Annotated in this window: 15 protein-coding genes; 7 read left to right on the top strand and 8 right to left on the bottom strand. The window is 52.0% G+C overall.

The genetic code is table 11. From position 1 onward, the window contains the following. Nucleotides 1-16 precede the first annotated feature (16 nt). Together IMCC3135_RS05490 and IMCC3135_RS05485 are read right to left on the bottom strand one after the other, a co-directional pair. Nucleotides 17-733 carry an LrgB family protein gene (locus IMCC3135_RS05490; RefSeq protein WP_088916688.1) on the bottom strand — a complete coding sequence of 239 codons (717 nt, stop codon included), beginning with the start codon at nucleotides 731-733 and terminating at the stop codon, nucleotides 17-19. Next, nucleotides 730-1,080, bottom strand: coding sequence for a CidA/LrgA family protein (locus tag IMCC3135_RS05485; RefSeq protein ID WP_088916687.1), 351 nt, complete (start codon nucleotides 1,078-1,080; stop codon nucleotides 730-732). The genes IMCC3135_RS05490 and IMCC3135_RS05485 overlap by 4 nt, the downstream gene beginning before the upstream one ends. 271 nt (nucleotides 1,081-1,351) lie before the next feature. On the opposite strand from IMCC3135_RS05485, the gene IMCC3135_RS05480 reads away from it, so the two are divergent. After that, on the top strand, nucleotides 1,352-3,043 hold the full coding sequence (locus IMCC3135_RS05480) for a sulfatase-like hydrolase/transferase (protein WP_157735784.1): 1,692 nt from the start codon (nucleotides 1,352-1,354) through the stop codon (nucleotides 3,041-3,043). Nucleotides 3,044-3,065: 22 nt separating this feature from the next. Here the strand turns inward: IMCC3135_RS05480 and IMCC3135_RS05475 are convergent, their stop codons facing one another. Then, a complete protein-coding gene (locus IMCC3135_RS05475; protein WP_157735783.1) occupies nucleotides 3,066-3,830 on the bottom strand; it encodes a spondin domain-containing protein in 765 nt (254 codons plus the stop codon). Between the two features lie 324 nt (nucleotides 3,831-4,154). Between IMCC3135_RS05475 and IMCC3135_RS33930 the strand changes: the two genes are divergently transcribed. Next, nucleotides 4,155-6,506 carry a vanadium-dependent haloperoxidase gene (locus IMCC3135_RS33930; protein WP_157735782.1) on the top strand — a complete coding sequence of 784 codons (2,352 nt, stop codon included), beginning with the start codon at nucleotides 4,155-4,157 and terminating at the stop codon, nucleotides 6,504-6,506. Here the strand turns inward: IMCC3135_RS33930 and manD are convergent. Further along, on the bottom strand, nucleotides 6,388-7,614 hold the full coding sequence (gene manD, locus IMCC3135_RS05470; protein WP_088921693.1) for a D-mannonate dehydratase ManD: 1,227 nt from the start codon (nucleotides 7,612-7,614) through the stop codon (nucleotides 6,388-6,390). The genes IMCC3135_RS33930 and manD overlap by 119 nt on opposite strands. A gap of 412 nt (nucleotides 7,615-8,026) precedes the next feature. Between manD and IMCC3135_RS05465 the strand changes: the two genes are divergently transcribed. The 3 genes from IMCC3135_RS05465 to IMCC3135_RS05455 all read left to right on the top strand — a co-directional run bounded on the left by IMCC3135_RS05465 (nucleotide 8,027) and on the right by IMCC3135_RS05455 (nucleotide 11,417). Then, entirely contained in the window at nucleotides 8,027-8,857 is an 831-nt protein-coding gene (locus IMCC3135_RS05465; protein ID WP_088916684.1) for an SHOCT domain-containing protein, read from the top strand. Between the two features lie 430 nt (nucleotides 8,858-9,287). Then, nucleotides 9,288-9,935: a YajG family lipoprotein gene (locus IMCC3135_RS05460; protein ID WP_088916683.1), complete on the top strand. Its 648-nt coding sequence runs from the start codon at nucleotides 9,288-9,290 to the stop codon at nucleotides 9,933-9,935. Between the two features lie 462 nt (nucleotides 9,936-10,397). Further along, the gene (locus IMCC3135_RS05455; RefSeq protein ID WP_088916682.1) at nucleotides 10,398-11,417 is read left to right on the top strand and encodes a succinylglutamate desuccinylase/aspartoacylase family protein; all 1,020 of its coding nucleotides are present in this window, start codon (nucleotides 10,398-10,400) and stop codon (nucleotides 11,415-11,417) included. 102 nt (nucleotides 11,418-11,519) lie between these two features. On the opposite strand, the gene IMCC3135_RS05450 is transcribed toward IMCC3135_RS05455, so the two are convergent. From IMCC3135_RS05450 to IMCC3135_RS05435, 4 genes are all read right to left on the bottom strand, one after another. Next, nucleotides 11,520-13,958 (bottom strand): CotH kinase family protein, encoded by a 2,439-nt coding sequence (locus IMCC3135_RS05450; protein ID WP_157735781.1) that lies wholly within the window; start codon nucleotides 13,956-13,958, stop codon nucleotides 11,520-11,522. Between the two features lie 170 nt (nucleotides 13,959-14,128). After that, the gene (locus IMCC3135_RS34495; RefSeq protein WP_088916680.1) at nucleotides 14,129-15,685 is read right to left on the bottom strand and encodes a fibronectin type III domain-containing protein; all 1,557 of its coding nucleotides are present in this window, start codon (nucleotides 15,683-15,685) and stop codon (nucleotides 14,129-14,131) included. 446 nt (nucleotides 15,686-16,131) lie between these two features. Continuing rightward, nucleotides 16,132-16,365, bottom strand: a complete 234-nt coding sequence (locus IMCC3135_RS05440; RefSeq protein ID WP_205737922.1) for a DUF2164 domain-containing protein — start codon at nucleotides 16,363-16,365, stop codon at nucleotides 16,132-16,134. A gap of 7 nt (nucleotides 16,366-16,372) precedes the next feature. Further along, entirely contained in the window at nucleotides 16,373-17,074 is a 702-nt protein-coding gene (locus IMCC3135_RS05435) for a nitroreductase (RefSeq protein ID WP_088916678.1), read from the bottom strand. A gap of 90 nt (nucleotides 17,075-17,164) precedes the next feature. Between IMCC3135_RS05435 and IMCC3135_RS05430 the strand changes: the two genes are divergently transcribed. Both IMCC3135_RS05430 and denD read left to right on the top strand, forming a co-directional pair. After that, complete coding sequence (locus tag IMCC3135_RS05430; RefSeq protein WP_088916677.1) at nucleotides 17,165-17,815, top strand: HAD family hydrolase; 651 nt, start codon at nucleotides 17,165-17,167, stop codon at nucleotides 17,813-17,815. Between the two features lie 86 nt (nucleotides 17,816-17,901). Beyond that, nucleotides 17,902-18,888: a D-erythronate dehydrogenase gene (gene denD / locus IMCC3135_RS05425; RefSeq protein WP_088916676.1), complete on the top strand. Its 987-nt coding sequence runs from the start codon at nucleotides 17,902-17,904 to the stop codon at nucleotides 18,886-18,888. The last annotated feature ends 2 nt before the right edge of the window (nucleotides 18,889-18,890 follow it).

Here is an 18,890-nt window from a genome sequence, read left to right as displayed (position 1 = left end):
TGTATTGAATGAAAATTCAGGTGAACAGCGTGACAATCAATGGCGCAAGCAATGTCGTCAACAACGCATTCAAGCCCATTCCGATACCCGCAAAGGCGCCTGCGGTCTCGTTCACCTGGAAGGCCCTTGCAGTACCGATACCGTGTGATGCGACACCCACGGAGAATCCTCGGGCACGCCAGTCGGTGACGCCCAGTAGATTCAACAGCGGTGTTGCCATCACCGCCCCCATGACACCTGTGATAATAACGAGCACGGCAGTCAGCGTTGGCGAGCCACCCATCGACTCTGAAATACCAAGGGCCACCGGCGCGGTAACAGACTTGGGTGCGATGGACACCAGGGTTTCTCCACGAATACCCAGAGCATATGCCACCCCCAGAGCACTGAAGATTGCAGTAACGGAGCCTGCCACCAGTGCACAGATAAGCGGTATAGCCGACTTTCGGATCCTCGTCAGATTGCCATACAGTGGAGCGGCAAGCGCCACAGTCGCCGGGCCGAGCATGAAATGGACAAATTGGGCGCCTTCGAAATAGGTCTGGTACGGTGTCGCTGTCTTCCACAGCACAATCGCCAGCAGCGTCACCGCAATCAGAACCGGATTGACATAAGCCCGTTTGCCCGATGCCCTGAAGGCAGCATCACCGATGCTGTAGGCAATGAGCGTGGCGGTCAACCAGAGCAGCGGCTCTTCAGCCAGATAGGTCCAGACTTGCGTCAGCTCATTCATTCCTCCGCCCCCATTCGCTTGGCAAGACTTGCAAACACCAGAGCCCCGACGGTAATGGACAAAGCGGTGCTGACAGCCAATGCCAGAAAAATGGCCGGGCCATCGGTGCCCATGCGATCAAGATGGCCAACGATGCCAACTCCTGCCGGTACGAACAACAGCGACAGATGGGACAAAAGCCCCTGCGCTGTTGGCTGTATAGCCGCAGCTGCCTTGGGGAAAGCCATAAAGAACCCGAGCAACAGAGCCATACCCAGAACCGGCCCAGGGACAATCAGGCCCAGACTGCGAGTCAGGGTTTCGCCTATCAGTTGAAAGATCAGTATGGTCGTGAGGTGCAGAATCACAGTGGGCTATCCTTTTTTGACAACACTACCGCAACTATTCAGTGAACGGCTATAGCCTGTCAATTGTCTGCACTCAGGTAACCCGTTAATCGTCAGCGGTGAACCAATCGACAGGCTTCGCGCGGTCATGATCCATACCACTGCTGATGCCAAGTGATGCACGTCCCACAGTGAACAAATAGAGTCACAAAGCCGGCCAAACTATTCAAGCCGTTTGTGGTCCTAGTGATGATCCGATTTGTTCACAGCCTCACTCCGCCAAAGCGTATTCATGCCTCAAACCAATACTGCCAAGTCGACAACGTCTCATCGACGTGCAGCTCTCTATTCACTTCTGGCCGTCGCACTGCTGGTAGCACTGCTGATAGTGCCCGGTCATCCGGATCAGCTCACATTATCGCAATGGCCAAGCTTGCCACTGGATGTGCCGGTCATCGTCCTGCTGTTGATACTGCTGAACAGACCGCTGTTTACGGTTACCCGACTACTGGTGACGGCATCTGTTCTCTGCTTGTCACTGCTTCGTCTTGCTGACCTTGTTTCTCGAGCTGCACTGGGCCGCGCCTTCAATCCATTGGCAGAATGGCATTTGATCCAGCAAGGCTGGACCCTGACAGCAGATACGCTTGGTAGATCTGAAGCTATCGCGCTGGGTAGTTCAGGCGTCCTGGTTCTGCTTCTGATAGCCGTATTGCTGTATCGCAGCCTGGGTTACCTGAATCGACTCAGTCGCCCTTGGCGAAACACCTACATTGTCATCTGCTGTGTGCCACTGCTAACAGCGATGGTAAACAGCATGACGCCACTCAAGCACGACTCTCTGCCACCTGCCAAATGGGCTATCGCCGACGAACTGGTTGAGCGCATTCAATACACTCAATGGGCAATTCAGGATCAAGCACAGTTCACATCATTATTACAAGAGGATGATCTGCTCGCTAACCAGCCCTCATTTGCAGCTCTGAGTGGACGAGACGTCATCATCATCTATGTCGAATCCTATGGACGGTCATTCGTTGACAGCCCGCAATTCAGCAATGCGGCGGCCCAGCGATTGCTATCAGTCCAGAACGAGACCGGCAATGCTGGCTTGCATGTTAAAAGTGCCTGGATAGATTCACCTACTCGAGGTGGCCGAAGCTGGCTGGCTCATGCCACTGTCGCCTCCGGGCTACGCCTGACCAATCACGCCCGTTTCGACCGTCTGATCTCATCAGAGCGCAAGTCATTGGCAAGCTTGTTCAAGCAAGCTGGCTGGACCACCTCTGTCGTGCTGCCCGTTGTAAAGTCCGACTGGGTAGAAGGTGCCTGGTATCAGGTAGATCGATTCTTCGACCATGATGCATTGAACTACAAAGGCCAGGATTTTGGCTTCGTTACCATGCCGGACCAATACACACTCACCGCCTTCGAGCGACAGGTTCGTGCAACAGCCGATGGTCCCTTGATGGCGCATATCGGCTTACTGGACTCTCACGCGCCCTGGGGGCCTTTGCCAAACCATCAGTCCTGGGACGATATCGGAGACGGCAGTATCTTTGATGGCACCCAACGTTATGGGGAACGCCATAGTTGGGCTAAAGCCGAGCCTGTGCGAGAAGCCTACGGCACATCCGTTGATCAGAACCTGAAACTGGTTGGCGAATACCTGGCCAGATATGCGGATGATGCCTTGTTCATCGTGCTCGGCGACCACCAACCAGCCAGCATCATTGCTGGCTGGGCACCCACCTCGCATGTCCCCATCCACATTTTCTCATCCGATTCGGCGCTGCTGGACAGGCTGCCTGGTAACAGCTTCAGTGACGGCATGATGCCCGCATCTGACTCGGAAGCATTACCGATGGAATCGATCAGAGGCCTGTTGGGTACCGCATTCGAAACAACGCCCCCGATCACGACACCTTTGGCTGAAATTGAGTCAGCAACCACTGACATCTCGACCTTGCATAGCTCACCTTGAAACTCTCACGTTTCACCGGCTATTACTCAATTCGCTCAAATCGTAACCGTGCCACCATCTGAGGTACATCGCTAGGCTGGTAAGTACCGGTAGGCGTATCGTAGACAACGTAGCCGATTGCTACGCCGGGAATGATATCGGGGCCACCCATCACGGGCGTAACGTCCGTTTTGGTTCCGCCATCCATCAATGGCAAATTGATCTTCAGTTCCGGCAACCAACCCAGGGTGTCATCATATAAACGCTCACCACTGACGCCGACGAACCAATCGGGGCTGGGTCCAAGCATCGTCACCAAACTGACCAGCGGATAAGCACGGTTCACCTGCAACTCGAAAACTGTCGTGCCCGGCACTCCATCTATTTTTGGGTCCGTGTAATTACGCACTGAAAATTGTGAGTCTGCGGTACCGTTTTCGATGGCGGGAACGACCTCATCGCCAAGAAATATATCGATCATTCCGGTCTCGGCCATGTCTTCAATACCGCGAGTTGCCGGCTCCCCGATCTCCCAGAACGACACAGCCATGTTATGCGTGGCACCCCCTATCAAGGACAGATGAGCGTCATCGGGAAATCCTTGTGGAAAATCCTCTACGCCCCAGTCATTTTCGATAGTTATCCGATAGCGGACCGAGTCGACGCCAAGCGCAACCAACTCTTTTTCCCCGCCCTCGTCCAAGCCGCCATTTGAGCCATCTTCGAAAGTCGGGTTGCCTTCGCCCGAAGAAACTGATCCGCCCGAACCGCCACCACAACCGCCTAACAGGAGGCAGAGACTAGTCATTAATAATTTATTGCGCATGGTCATATTCCCCAGAACCTAATGGCAGTTTTATTGCAGAATATCCATGTTGAACGTCGAATACACGGCAATTTGACCGCTTTTGACAGGCACTAGTCTTGATATTCAGAATTCTTTCCGGATTGATCGAAGCAGACTGCTCCCTTTTTGGATTAGCAGGTTCCGTGCACGCGATGAACACTGAGATTCAGCCTTTATGGATAACCCGGGTATTGCCATGAATTTCGGAGAGACTATTTCAACAGAACTTCGTCCGTGAAACATTTACCAACGGCAAGATATGCAAACTCAATGATGGGGATCCGTATGCGACAACTCTTCGGCACTACCAAACCATCGTCTCATCGCTGCTGGAAATTTGTACCGGCAGGCGTTCTGGTGTTTGTCTGCACCAATACAAGCCTGGTGGCTCATGCGCAAGTGATAGAGCCCCCCGAGGTGGTCGCGCCAGCTTACGATCCAACCTTGTCCATTGCCCGTAACTGGAATGAGGCTCTGCTCTATGCCATTCGGCGTGACCTTGCTCGCCCTACGGTCCATGCCCGAAACCTTTTCCATACCTCGATCGCCTTCTACGATGCCTGGGCAGCTTATGACGACACTGCGTCCCCCTACCTGCTGGGACGAGCACAGAGAAACGGTTTCAACTGCGCTCTCTCTCCCGCTACTCGTACAGCCTTACAGGCGATTTCTGAAACCGACAAGCCCAAGGCACGAGAAACGGCCATGAGCTTTGCAGCCTATCGTCTGCTGCACCATCGTTTCGGCTTTTCACCCGGTGCCGATGACACCCTGCAGCATCTGGACGAGCTGTTTGCCACACTGGGGCTCAATGCGGACGATATCGCATCTGATCTCACCATCAGTAATCGACCGGAGGTGTTAGGCAATGCGATAGCCCAGTGCCTGATCGATTATGGCAACGCAGACGGCTCCAATGAACAAGAGGGTTATAGCAATCTGGAATACCTGCCTATCAATACACCACTGGACCCGACCCAGGCTGGTAATCCCGGGCTGTCAGATCCGAACCGCTGGCAGCCATTGCAGTTGGATACGTTCATTGATCAATCAGGCAATGTCACCACCACACCCAGTTTTCTGGGTGCCGAATGGGCACAGGTTGCCACTTTTTCTCTCACAGCTGCCGATCTCAGCCAGATCTCTCGTGATGGTCAGGACTTCCCCGTCTACCTGGACCCCGGCTTGCCAGCCCAACTGGGTGATGACCCCTCAAGCAATCAGGACTATCAGTGGAATCATGCCCTCGTTGCACTCTGGTCAGCTCAATTGTCCCCAGCCGACGGGGTCATGTGGGATATCTCGCCAGGCAGCCTGGGTAACTCACTCGCATTACCGGACGATTCAGCCGCACTACAAGCCTTTTACGATCCTCTGGAGGGCGGTTCTGCAGATTTGGGCCATGCAATCAATCCGGCCACAGGTAATCCCTATGCCGAGCAACTTGTACCTCGAGGCGACTACACACGTGTGTTGGCCGAATTCTGGGCCGATGGCCCAGACAGCGAAACACCACCCGGTCACTGGTTTCGCATCTACAACCAGGCGGTCAGCGACCATCCGGATTTCAAACGACGCTTCAGCGGCCAGGGCGATGAAGTGGATGCCCTCTCGTTCGATGTGAAAACCTATTTCCTGCTCGGCGCAGCCATGCACGACAGTGCCATTGCGGCCTGGAGTAACAAGGGCGCTTATGACTACATTCGCCCCATTTCTGCCATTCGCTACATGGCCTCGCTCGGTCAGAGTACAGACATCGACGCTGCAAACTACCATGCTCAAGGCATTCCCTTGACGACCGGACTCATCGAAAGCGTCGCAGCGGGTGATCCACTGGCTGGCAATGGCGGCCGCGACATCGGCAAGATCAAGGTTCGAGCCTGGCGCGGCCCAGCCTTCATCCGCGACCCTGCCAGTGACACAGCCGGGGTCGGCTGGATTCTGCTCGAGAACTGGTGGCCCTATCAGCGACCGACTTTTGTGACACCACCCTTTGCCGGCTACGTATCCGGGCATTCAACCTTTTCACGAGCAGCAGCCGAGATCCTGACGAATCTGACAGGCGATGAATTCTTCCCCGGCGGCATGGCTGAATTCAAGGCAAAGAAAGATGAATTCCTGGTATTCGAACAAGGGCCCAGTGTTGATATCACGCTGCAATGGGCCACCTACCGAGATGCCTCCGACCAGACCAGTCTGTCACGCATCTGGGGAGGAATTCATCCGCCGGTGGATGACGTCCCCGGACGCCTTATGGGCATCAAGGTTGCCGAACGGGTATGGACCCGCACCGATCGCTACTTCAGTGGCAACGCTGAGATCTCCGAACTGGCACTGGATTATCAGCTGTATCCAGAACTAACACCGGAGCCCTCAAACCAGGAGTCCAGAAGTAGCAGCGGTTGCAGTATCGCCCCGGCATACATCACCGGTGCACAGACAAATCAGAGCGCTTTCAAAGACCCCTTGTTGTTGATTCTTGTGACACTGTCAGGTGTTGGTCTATGTCGCAGGAAACTCAATAATTCCAAAGCGTTCCATCTTCCAGGCGAGCAACCGGATGGAAACCCTGTACATAGCTGTAGCGCTTTGCTTCGTTCTCGTCAAAGTCCACGCCGAGACCTGGCTCATCGCTGACATGAAACAAGCCATCGGTCATTGTGTGACTTGACGGGAATAGCGCATCGCATTCTGGCGTCCCCAGCACCAGGTATTCCTGAATACCAAAATTCGGAGCCCAGGCATTGAGATGCCCCTGAGCCGCCATGGAAATTGGTGAATGACTCGGCGCACCATGAAAACCTGTACGAACGTTATGCATACCGGCCAGATCAACGAGGCGTTTTACCGGGGTTATTCCACCGGCATAGGTAACCGCTACGCGAATAAAGTCGATCAACTCATCTTCAATCAGTTTGTTGCAATCCCAGACAGAGTTGAACACCTCACCGATGGCTATCGGTATGGTCGAATGCTGCCTGAGCAGCCTCAGGGCATCCTGGTTTTCAGCAGGAGTCGGATCTTCCAACCAGAATAGACGGTATTGTTCCATTTCCCTGGCAAACTGCGCTGCCTCTCGCGGCAGTAACCGATGGTGAACATCGTGCAGCAGTTTGAGCTCGAAACCGAATGTATCCCGAAGCTTATCCATCGCTTCAGGCATATAGCGCATGTATTTTTCGCTATCCCAGATTTCCTCATTTGGCACCGAGCCCGAGAAATCCGTTATGTAATTATCAACGGTTCCCCTGGTTTCACTAACTCCATAACTGGACGAGGGCATCCCCGGAATTCCACACTGCACCCGAACCGCCTTGTAGCCCTTGTCCACGTAGTTGGCGACCGAATCAATCAGATCATCAATATCTGCACCTGTAGCGTGCGCATAGACCATGGCCCCATCACGGCTCTTGCCACCGAAGAGTTGATACAACGGCATACCCGCCATCTTGGCCTTGATATCCCACAGCGCCATATCGATGGCGCCAAAGGCTGCCATGGCGATAGGGCCTCGACGAAAATAGGCTCCTCGATAAAAATACTGCCAGAGGTCCTCGCTGTTGCAGGGATCCTTTCCGATCAGGCAAGGAATCAGATAATCAACCAGATAAGCAGCCGGTAACGTTTCCCGATTGTTGAGCGTGGCATCCCCAAGACCATAGATGCCCTCATCCGTCATTATCTTGAGCGTGACGTAATTCTTTCCAGGTCCGCCAACAAATACTTCAGCTTTTGTAATTTTCATCGTCGATTCAACAGCTTCCTCTTGTTTCCGGACGGCGATCATCGCCTGGATATGTGATTGAAAATATACCGATGACACTGATTAGACAAGTCAGGAAACGTCCTACCGACTGTGACCAGCAACAACTCGCGTTGTTAATGAGAGCTATCTACTAACGCACCATGGTAGTGCTTCATCAGCCTGGCGCCTCTCCAGTTACGATTTCCTCAATATCGATTGCCAGCTTCCCCGGCACAGGAGCGATGACACTTACTGACTTGGAGATGAAAACTTCTCCTACATCAACGGTTACCTGAAACAAACTCGCCCTAAAGCTGAGGTGTATTAAGTTCTGTGAATAGCGGAGCCCTTACACTACAGTGATAGACTCGCGCAAGAAGTACCCTATCCATACCGATCTGTGAGGCCAGCTGTGCAAAACTTGAGTTCCCAAGGGCGTAATGCCGTTACCGACATTGCCCGTCGGTACAACATCAGCACTGGTGCCGTTGAACACATGCTGATTGCGGTCAACAACGGTTCTGGAAGCATGGCACAGTTCAACTGCCCCGAGCTAGGCGGCTCCGGTCAATGGATGCGCGGCGGCATGACCATGGTCGGCGACATGTTCAACAACGGTTTGAAGGCAACTGTTGACAACCTTTGCAACGAATTGAGCAACCTGTTGGCCACTACACAGGTGTTCCCCGAAACATCGAGTAGTAGCAGTAACGGACAATGGTGGCCGGATGGTCTGGGCTCGCCCAACAGCAGTGGCAGCCAGAACAATTCTCGATATGCCGTGTTTAATAACCGCTTAGCGGTCGACGTTAATGGCAATGTAACCGTATACGACACACTCGATCATCAGGTCGGTGGCGTCAGTCAGCAGCAAGGAGGTGACAACTCGTTAACCTTCAGCAGTCAGTACGGCACCATTTCGGTCAGCAGCCTGCCCATTGTTTCTGGTGCAAACACCAGCTCACAACCAAACGCCAATTTTGCATCTACGCAGGCTCCGGTTGAAACAAATGCTCCGTTCCAGAACAACCAAACGGAAAACGAAACAAGCCAGAACAACAGCGCTTCCAATAACTCATCTGACTTCTCAGGCACTGGTACCAGTACTGCACAATCAAAAAACGGTGTGCAGAGCAACGAGATCATAGCCTTGCTTGAAAAACTGGCACAGCTGCATGATGCCGGAGTATTGAGCGACGAAGAATTCGGTACTAAAAAGCAGGAACTGCTAGCTCGTCTCTAAAAAACTGTAATACATGAGATAGCCTGCCTGAAAGGCATGCCTTCGAATCATTCACCGGGTTACCTTAGAGGTAGTCCGGTGAATACACGCTGCACTGAGTAGCGCTCAACCAGATATCGATATTGACAGCACCGTTCTCATGAACCGTTCTGTTTCAGATGCTGACTTTTGTGACTCCCGGGCTGTTACCTAAGCCCCGCCCCGCTCATAGCAGCCGCCCCATATTGTCCCCATTTGAATGACCACCGTCGTCATTGGCATCTGGGCATCCCGGTTCCCGGTAACAACCACCGGTTCGAACTTGCTCCTTGTGGTAACTCTTGCGAGCCTGACAATCCCGATTGACAAGAACCTATCAAGGCATTGCAGGGAGATTAATGCATGTCATACACTGCGATATCACGACATTAAAATGGAAAATTTAATAAAAATGAAAACGCGACTACTCTTGGTACCCATTGCTCTTTTACTTCTAAGCGGCTGCGTGACTGGTACAAGAAGTATTGACATAGGGCCTTCATCAACAACTCTTGAGAACCGATCGTCGAGCAAAGGCACCATTTACATTGCCAACATTGAAGACAATCGCCAGTTTGAACAGAAACCTGCCAGCCCCTCAACCCCCTCTGTCGACGGCACACTGAGCGCCGAGACTCCCGAAAGCCTGGCAACCTATATTGGTCGGCAACGTAGCGGTTATGGCAAGGCATTAGGTTCAGTCAAGCTTCCCGAGGGAGAAACCGTGCAACAGAAGATGCGTGATGCATTGACAAGCAGCTTGCAGAGCAACGGCTATATTGTCACCGAAGAGAGTTCCGCACCACTACAACTCGATGTGGATATCAATCAGTTCTGGGCCTGGTTTTCACCTGGGTTCTGGTCTGTCAGTTTTAGCGGCATCATTGAATCAACACTCACATTCACCGGTATTGGAGAGAACACAGTACTGGCAGTTGATGGAAATGGTCTGAATCGCGGTCAGGTCGCCAGCAATGCAAACTGGGCTCTTGCTTACTCTCGTACATTTGATGATTTTCTGGAAAATTTGAAAACTGCAATGGAAACTGCCGGACTTTAATCCTCAAGCCAAGACCAGCCATTAAGGGATCTTCTTCGCTTGCCCGAGCCCTCGGGCAAGTCATCAACATAACGTTTCAAGAAGAAAGGGAAGTATGCAAACACATCTTTTTTCGACAAATTGCTCGAAAGCAGGTCGTTTGGCGTTATTTATATCGAAAAACCCTGCTGAACACGCTCAAAGTCTGGCAAATACAGGCTTTTCTCACCCATTGCAGTCTATTATTCGCACGCCGGTGTTGCGCGTTGCATACGCCGCTTAACGCTGCCAATTTACCTCAGCTTTGCTTCTTATAGATCGTCTCCCTAAAGCTCACCCTAGCCCATGAAAATCGCGATTCGCTCCAACCACTCAAGGTTGTATTCAACCCGCCGACTAGTATTAGTCGCCAAAGCGTGCGAACACGAGGTGGAAACTGCTGTGAATCGTTCAGAATCAACAATGCGGGAAGAAGGTTAAACCATGCGTAAACCATTCACTCTCGCTGGAACAGAAGTAACCAGTGGCACACGGCAGATGATCAATGTGCCCATGCCCAATCTAAGCGCTCAGACCAACACGAGCATGACGGTACACGTCGTACATGGCAAACAGAGTGGACCTGTACTGTTCCTCAGCTCCGCCATACATGGGGACGAACTCAACGGCATCGAGATCATCAGACAGGTTCTGGCAACCAAAGCAGTTTCTCGGCTCAAAGGTACCCTGATTGCTGTACCGGTGGTCAATGCCTACGGCCTTATTCAAGCCAGTCGCTACCTGCCCGATCGTCGTGATTTGAACCGTGTTTTCCCGGGCTCCGAGACCGGCTCTCTGGCGGGACGTATAGCCTACGTGTTCATGCAGGAAATCGTCTCGGTCTCCACACACGGCATCGACTTGCACACCGGCTCTGGCCACAGGACTAATCTGCCTCAGATTCGTGCGGACCTGGATGATCCGGAAACCGAACGCCTTGCCAGAGAGTTCGGTGTGCCGGTTATGCTGAATGCATCGGTCCGCGACGGATCGTTACGCGGTTCCGCCAGTGAGTTGGGCGTGCCTATTTTATTATATGAAGCGGGAGAAGCTCTGCGCTACAACGACATGGCAATCCGCGCCGGTGTGCAAGGAATACTTAATGTCATGCGAGCACTGGGAATGCTGCCGGACAATCGCGGCAGTTCCCGCAAAACCAATGAACCTTTCGTGGCTCGCAGTAGCAGCTGGTTGCGTGCTCCGGAAAGTGGCATGTTCAGGTCCACCGTCAAGCTGGGCGCTCAGGTGGGAAAAGACGATATTGTCGGTTATATTGCAGAGCCATCAACCGGTGTTCGCCACCCTATTCACTCCAGAAATGCCGGCGTGATTATCGGTCTGCAAGAATTACCGCTTGTGCATGAGGGTGATGCAATACTGCACCTGGCACGCTTCAGAGGGGATATCGACGAGGTGGCCAACCAGGTTGAGTCCTTCCAGCAGGATCATATCGACGACGCATGATGAATATCTGACCACCGCGCAGATAAGCAAGGTTCGCCGCTACCAGTCCTACATTATCTCTGTAGGAGCTCTCGTAGCGGCGGCAGTATCTTTAAGCTAGTTTCAAGGCAGTGTGAAACGGCGTACTCCCAGGTAGGACTGCCCACCTTCAGACAGAGCATTACTGGCGATCTGATAGAGCACGGGATCTGAGGTGCGCGCCAGTACCCGGTAATACCAACTGCCCGCCGGCAGTTCTGCTTGATCGATAGTCAGCTCTACCCTTTCTGCTCGATCAGCTATCCCCGTGGCTTCCAACACAATCGTTCCCACTGAAAATTCCGGTGAAGATGACACCTGCAAATCGTAACTGACAGGTTTTCCCGTGACCTCAAATGCAGGTGTCCACCAGAACGTGACATCACCACTACTTGTTATCGGTGCTTTCAGATACGGTGGCAATGGCATATTGGGGGAACGTTTGAGCTGTTGCAGATTACTGGCAACGGTGCCTGGCAACGATGCAATTCTGGCATCCCAGACTCCCATGTTTTCTGGGCTGCGGATACCTCCAATCTGACTGATATCCGGCTCGCTGGAAATAATCGGCCTGACCAGCGGGGTATAGGAATCGGTCAATGAGCTGATGATAGCGCTCGTCAGATAATTTGCGCGCAACTCTTCAGCAGCCTCTATCAAGGCCTGGTGCATACCAGGCAACTGCAGGTATTGGGAGATAAAGTTATTTTCCCAGAATCGTGCATATCCCCAATTGAGACGATTGCGTGATGCAGCAGCATCAAAACTGGTAGACAGTGACGCTTCAGTCCGGAAGGTACCGTCGTAGTCCCAAGGCAGAAAGTAGAATTTTTCAGTGCCTAGCGGGTTGTACAAAAAGTAGTTATGCGAAACCGCATCTTGCTGCCCCATCAACATATTGACAGTCAGCCACGTCAACACATTGTTCCGATTGAAATACCGATCAAGCACCGATTCGAACGACTGATTCGGATCGTTCAGCGCTGCCAGCATTTCGATCAATTTACTGTGATCGTCACCTCGTTCGATTTCCAGGCGACTATTGAAGCGCGCCTCATCCACCGGTTCACCACTCGCATCGATAGCCATTTCGGCAAGATCCGACGACGAAAACAGGAAGAATTCAGCCTTATAGATATTGTCATCGCGGTCTCGTTCACGATTAATCAGATATTCCTTTTTGGCTGCCTCAACATGCGTGAACAAGCCCTGATCAACCGGTCCGTCCCCATCATCAATCCAGAGATTGACAAACTGGGTTCGCAAACTGGGCAAATGTGGAATCGGTGCCATCAGATCAAAACTCAACTTATTGAGTATGCGGCTCTGATCATAGGGGTGTTTATTCAGCTGAATTCGTTCTTCGTGACGCCACAATGAAGTGTCCCCCGTGAGGCGGACACGAAAAGATTTTTGCGGTGCCTTGCGGGTGGAGGCACCTCGCTGTCGAAGACCGGCATTGCTCTCAAGACCATCATCAGGAAAATCATCAGCAATGAACTTCACCGGGATATCCACAGTAAAATCGTCGTCTCCATCCACATCTGCCAGGACATCATCCAGAGTGCAGCCGCTTTCATCTTCCGAAGTACAGGTTCCAGCGCTCGTGCGGGTTGCCAAGTCCATTCGTATCACGTCAACCGTGTCGTAACCATCTTGCTGATAAAACGCAAGTGGATCAACGATATCGCTTGCAGCGGGAATGAACACTGAGCCGCCTGGTGGAGGTGTAGATTCCTCGACCGTAAAGTCCCGACGCACAGCCCACCAATTCGTGTTGTTCTGCTGATCAGCAACAGAGGCATAGAGGCGGTAACGTCCAGCCGGAAGATTCAAGCTAAGTGACCAATCAGCACTACCATCAGCAGCAAGGCTGAGCGTCGCATCACGCAGCACTCTTGGCGAGTCGACATTCCCTGCATCATCAATATAATTGGAATCAGCCAGATTCTTGAGTATGTAGAACACTCGGGCAACTCCAGAACCATCGCCGTCATTTGCCGTGCCGATAAAGTTCTGCGCGCCGACGGTTAATGTGTCGATAGCGGAAGACGGTTGAACTAGCGCCAACACAGGCGCTGTTTCATCGACAATCGCACTTCCATCCTCGATGCTGAATGTTGTACGCACAGCCCAGACTACCGAATTACCGGCCTGGTCGCGCACACGGACATAAAGCCGGTAACGCCCCTCCGGTAAAATGACAGGTATCGACCAGGTGCCGTTATCGGCATTACTCAGTGCCAGATCGGCTGTACGAAGTAGTCGCGGTGACTCCACCACGCCGCCAGGACTGACAAATTCTGAGCTGTCCAGATCCTTGAGCAAGTATCTGACCTCACGCAAACCCGATCCACCCGTGTCGGTGACAGTTCCAGAGAATATGAACTCATTCTGTAGCGTCGCATTATCTGCAGATGGAGCTTGCAGGGTCAATACAGGCGCCTCAACATCGTTCGACTGCGCATGAACTTGGGCAACTACCGCCAGCGTCAATAAAACAGCTCTGGTCAGTATGTTCATGATGTCCCATGAAAGCGAAAACCGGCCGTACGTGAGATTTATTCTGCTCGTCATAAAAACTCCTTCTGTCCATGAATCTGGCAACTCTGCATTACAAGAAACATGTTACTTGCTCCTCTTTGACAACACTAGGATGCATAACTGTATGGCAACTATTATTTACAAATAAATCAGGGAGTATCCACCTCGTATGTATTCAGAATAATGGCATTTGACACGGTTCTGTTACCTTGCTCATCCACGGCAGCGACCGAGTACTCGTACGCTGTTCCTGCTGTCAGGTTCTCGATGAACAAACTTCTGCCTTCACTCTCTCCAACCAACTCTCCACCAGCATAAACCTGGTAGGTGTGCGAACGAGAGGCATCCAATCCAGCGACATTCCAGAACAGTTCAACAGCGCTCTGGGAATACACCTCCCCTGATAGAGCGAGGCCGGAATCGCCCGCACTTTCATCAATGCCACCTCCCAGGGTCGTGGCACTAATCTGCTCTCTCAGCAAGACATCACCCGCCACATTGACGACCAGAATCGAATAGTCGTATCGAGTTCCAGGTTGCAAACCATCATCGAAAAAGCTGCGCTGAGTCCCGGAAGTCAGTCGTTCGTCGTTGCGTTGTATTTCAAAAAATGTATCCGGAGTTTCAGGGCTGTTCCAGAACACTTCCAATGCAGAATCTGAATAAACCTGCACGGACAGCTGAAGCGACTGATCACTATCCAACTCGGTGGATGCAACCGTTACCGTCTCTGAGCGACCCCATGTCTCCCAACTTCCATCTCCGGTAGCCACCAGATAATAGGTGCCGGCGGCAGGTGCCTGCCAGCGCGTTTGCGACGTTGGCAATGACTCAAGCCATTCACCTGTTCCGCGGTGCACATTGATCACAGTGGCATCAATGGCGGGCCAGGTAATATCATCGCCCTCAACTGAAACAGATGGAACTGCCACATTTTCTGATGTTGGCTCTGGTGTTGGTGTTGGTGTTGGTGTTGGTGTTGGTGTTGGTGTTGGTGTCGGTGTCGGTGTCGGTGTCGGTGTCGGTGTCGGTGTCGGTGTCGGTGTCGGTGTCGGTGTCGGTGTCGGCAGATCGTCAGATGTACTGTCATCAACGGTCGCTGAACCAGGCAGCGTATTGAATTTCGAGTCTGAGAAGTCGACATCGGAATAGCGATACAAGGCAATGCGATCGATCGCATGACCACTCGAGCGCCCGGAAATCTGAATAGTGTGATCACCGGCTGAGAAATATTGCCGCACAGAACGACCCACGTTATCGACAGTCGAAGACTGCCATGCCCATTTGTTCAGTGTGTTCATGTACACCTTGCTCCAACCACTCAGTGATTGCTCACCAGAGATATTCTTGCCGGAGGGGAAGCGCACCCAGCTATCGTTGTGCTCGCTGCCACTGTTGCCACGCGTGATGCGCGAGCGCCAGCGCAATTGGTAATTACCCGCACGCTGAATACGAAACTTGTAGATGACGGTTCCTCGACCCGCAGTACTCTCTGAAAATGAGTCTGACCCATTCCATCGCAGGTAGCCAGTGCCAGAGTAGCCACTAATTGAACGCTCAATATCCCAATCACCGGGTGCCCCCTGAGATTCGGCCTCCAGCATCAGGATTCCATCTGACTCAAGATAGGTGTTTGCGAAAGCCGACGGTACGAAAAAAAAGCACAATACAACTACGCGAAAAATCAGCGTATTGACAGAGATCATTGAGTCAGTCCTTGGGAAGAGAGTTTAAGGACTGCACGCAGAAACCAGAACGCAGCCGCAGGAATATGGCGTCAATATATTAACGTCATGCTCTGAAAGACCGCAAACCTCTATTTATTAGCGATTGGTAATGATCATATAACAACTTGATTTAACGAGGCATTTACAGTTCAGGACAAGCATAATAATACAAGTACCGAACTAAAACTCGAGACCTCGAATGAGACGCAGTAGCCAATATAAAGACGTGTACGATCTAATCAATGTCTCAGCAAGCTCTTCCTGCTTCTGTGTATTATCACCAGCATCAAAGAAAACAACCTTGATCACACAGTTGTATTATTATAGTGAAACTTGAGATTCAACACCCGTAAAATCTCAGTACTCCACATAGCAAAATCAGCCTTTGATTGTCAAAAACAATATAGCCAGCCATCAACCTGGCATCAATCCTTGATAGGTTTTTCCAACTCATAGAGGGCTTCATTCAATCTGGACTCCAGCACTTCCTGAGCATCCATCAAGCCTCGATTATAATAATAAGGACCAATCTCTTCGCTGAAGAATTCCAGTAGAAACTGTGCTGGAAATTGTCCGATTTCCTGATCTAGCTCATCATTGAAATACAGTTGAATCTTGCGAGTCAACCGCTCGATTTCTTCCTTGCTGAACTTGATCATGAACAAATTACTCCAGAAAACTGACAGTCTGCTCGAAGGATGCTCGTTCGGTTACCAGTGTATTCTCAACAGCGTCAGGATCGGCATAACCCAAGGCCATGCCGCACACCACAATTTCGTCAGCATCCAGTGACAACACGTCTCTGATCACAGTGTGATACCCAGACCACGCTGCCTGTGGACAACTATGCAGGCCCTGCTCTCTTGCCAACAACATGATGTTCTGCAGATACATACCGTAGTCCAGCCAGCTACCGGTGGCCAGATCACGGTGAATGGTAAACATCATGCCCACTGGTGCATCGAAGAACTGGAAGTTGCGTCTGTGCTGAGTATGCATACCTGCTCTATCGCCTTTCCCGAGTCCCAACAAACCATACAATTCCCAACCAACCTGACGCCTGCGCGACTGGTAAGGCTCAAACCATCGTTTCGGGTAGTACGGCACCTCCCCCGTATATTTGTCCTTTGATCGTTCATCAAATGCCGCACATACCTCACGACATAATTGCTGTTGCCTGGCGCCGGTGAGAACATAGGTTTTCCACGGTTGCATGTTTGTACCACTGGGCGCCCGCGCAGCCTTTTCCAACAACGTCTTGATTGTTTCTTGCGGCACTGAGTCTGGCAAAAATGCTCGCAGAGAACGGCGCGTATTGACGGCCTCCGTGACGTTTGTCGATACCTGGTAGGAAACGTGATCGATCATGAGTACCTGCTGCTCCGGCTTCTAATGTTGCAGGCATCACGTTACCATTGAGAACATCAGACCACCAACAACCCGATAGCCACCAACACCATGAAGCCTATTGCAGCAATCTTCGACATGGATGGACTGCTCATCGACAGTGAGACAATCGCTTTACGTACCTTCCAGATGATTTGCGATCAGCATCAGCTCGGCGATCAGTTCTCCCTTTATCAGCAATTGCTGGGGACCAACGATGCCACCACGCTGATCATATTGAGTAATCACCTGCCTGCAGCGATATCTGTTGAGGCATTCATGCAGGACTGGATGTCGCTCTACGAGGAACAAACTCTGACGGCTGTACCTCTGATGAACGGTGTTCTGGAACTGCTGGACTATCTTGAAGCTAGCGGTATTCCCAAGTCTGTAGCGACCTCTACTCGTACTGAGCTGGCACACTCCAAGCTAAGCAACTCCGGCATACTGCACCGCTTCACGCATGTGACCTGTGGTGATCAGGTTGACAATGGCAAGCCTGCACCTGACATCTACCTCAAGGCCGCTCAACGACTGCAGGTAGACCCAGCCAGATGTCTGGCACTGGAGGACTCTCCCATAGGGGTAACAGCTGCTCTGGCCGCCGGCATGCAAGTCATCCAGATACCCTCACTCGTACAACCGGATGCCGAGACTATCGCACTGGGCCACAAGATTCTGAATGATCTGCATGAGGTCATTCACTACCTGGAAGGTAGATAGATCCAGCGGCAAACTCAGTTCTGCTCGTCAGACAAGCCAGTCGCATAGTACCCTGTCAGCCCACTTAGCTTGTTTGTAAAAGGCTCATGAAAATTCTCATCATTGGCGCTGCCGGCATGGTTGGCTCCAAACTGACCGCTCATCTGATTGCAGCTGGAAAAATCGACGATCAATCGATTACTCAGCTATTGCTGGCCGATATCGTTGAGCCCTCAATATCTGACGCCGCTCAAACGTCCGCTATTGAAATACAGACTCGTGCCGTTGATATGACTCAAGCAGGCATCGCCGAAGCGCTGGTTGCCGATGAGCCAGATCTTATCTATCATCTTGCCGCTATTGTTTCTGGTGAGGCAGAGGCAGATTTTGACAAGGGCTATAGAATCAATCTTGATGGTACCCGCTATCTGCTGGACGCCATTCGCGCCAGGCACGATAACAACGGCTATACACCCAAGTTTGTATTTACCTCCTCAATCGCTGTCTATGGTGCCCCTTTCCCAGAGAGCATCGATGATGAATTTCATCTGACTCCGATGACCAGTTACGGGACACAAAAAGCCATTTGCGAACTGCTGTTAGCTGACTGTAATCGGCGCGGCATCGTTCAGGGCATCGGCTTGCGCCTGCCTACCATCTGCATTCGCCCGGGCAAGCCCAACCTGGCGGCCTCAGGTTTCTTCTCCAATATCCTGCGAGAGCCCATCAATGGTAAAACCGCGGTGCTACCAGTCGAGGATACGGTGCGCCATTGGTTCGCCAGTCCCCGGACAGCCATTCGTTTTCTCGTCAAGGCCGCCTCCATCAACGCCGAAGAGCTGGGGCCACGTTGCAACATCAACCTACCTGGACTCTGCGCCACTGTCGCTCAACAAATCGAGGCGCTAGAGCGTGTAGTCGGTGCCGATGCTGTCAAGCTGATCAAACGCGAGCCGGATGAAACCATCCGAGCTATCGTCGCCAACTGGCCCGAAAACTTCGATGCCCAGCGAGCAATCTCACTGGGCTTCGAAGCAGAATCCTCATTCGACGAAATCATCCAGGTCTACCTGGAAGACGAAATGTCCAGCTAGTC

Source organism: Granulosicoccus antarcticus IMCC3135 (assembly GCF_002215215.1).
In the GTDB taxonomy this organism is placed as follows: Bacteria; Pseudomonadota; Gammaproteobacteria; order Granulosicoccales; family Granulosicoccaceae; genus Granulosicoccus; species Granulosicoccus antarcticus.
Note: the sequence above shows the minus strand (reverse complement) of the source record. Positions and strands in the feature narration are given on the sequence as shown.

Bases quoted from the DNA above. Each gene is read 5' to 3' on its own strand.
- IMCC3135_RS05490 (WP_088916688.1), bottom strand. From the start codon at position 733: ATGAATGAGCTGACGCAAGTCTGGACCTATCTGGCTGAAGAGCCGCTG.
- IMCC3135_RS05480 (WP_157735784.1), top strand. From the start codon at position 1,352: ATGCCTCAAACCAATACTGCCAAGTCGACAACGTCTCATCGACGTGCA.
- IMCC3135_RS05475 (WP_157735783.1), bottom strand. From the start codon at position 3,830: ATGACTAGTCTCTGCCTCCTGTTAGGCGGTTGTGGTGGCGGTTCGGGC.
- IMCC3135_RS33930 (WP_157735782.1), top strand. From the start codon at position 4,155: ATGCGACAACTCTTCGGCACTACCAAACCATCGTCTCATCGCTGCTGG.
- manD (WP_088921693.1), bottom strand. From the start codon at position 7,614: ATGAAAATTACAAAAGCTGAAGTATTTGTTGGCGGACCTGGAAAGAAT.
- IMCC3135_RS05460 (WP_088916683.1), top strand. From the start codon at position 9,288: ATGAAAACGCGACTACTCTTGGTACCCATTGCTCTTTTACTTCTAAGC.
- IMCC3135_RS05455 (WP_088916682.1), top strand. From the start codon at position 10,398: ATGCGTAAACCATTCACTCTCGCTGGAACAGAAGTAACCAGTGGCACA.
- IMCC3135_RS05450 (WP_157735781.1), bottom strand. From the start codon at position 13,958: ATGAACATACTGACCAGAGCTGTTTTATTGACGCTGGCGGTAGTTGCC.
- IMCC3135_RS34495 (WP_088916680.1), bottom strand. From the start codon at position 15,685: ATGATCTCTGTCAATACGCTGATTTTTCGCGTAGTTGTATTGTGCTTT.
- IMCC3135_RS05440 (WP_205737922.1), bottom strand. From the start codon at position 16,365: ATGATCAAGTTCAGCAAGGAAGAAATCGAGCGGTTGACTCGCAAGATT.
- IMCC3135_RS05435 (WP_088916678.1), bottom strand. From the start codon at position 17,074: ATGATCGATCACGTTTCCTACCAGGTATCGACAAACGTCACGGAGGCC.
- IMCC3135_RS05430 (WP_088916677.1), top strand. From the start codon at position 17,165: ATGAAGCCTATTGCAGCAATCTTCGACATGGATGGACTGCTCATCGAC.
- denD (WP_088916676.1), top strand. From the start codon at position 17,902: ATGAAAATTCTCATCATTGGCGCTGCCGGCATGGTTGGCTCCAAACTG.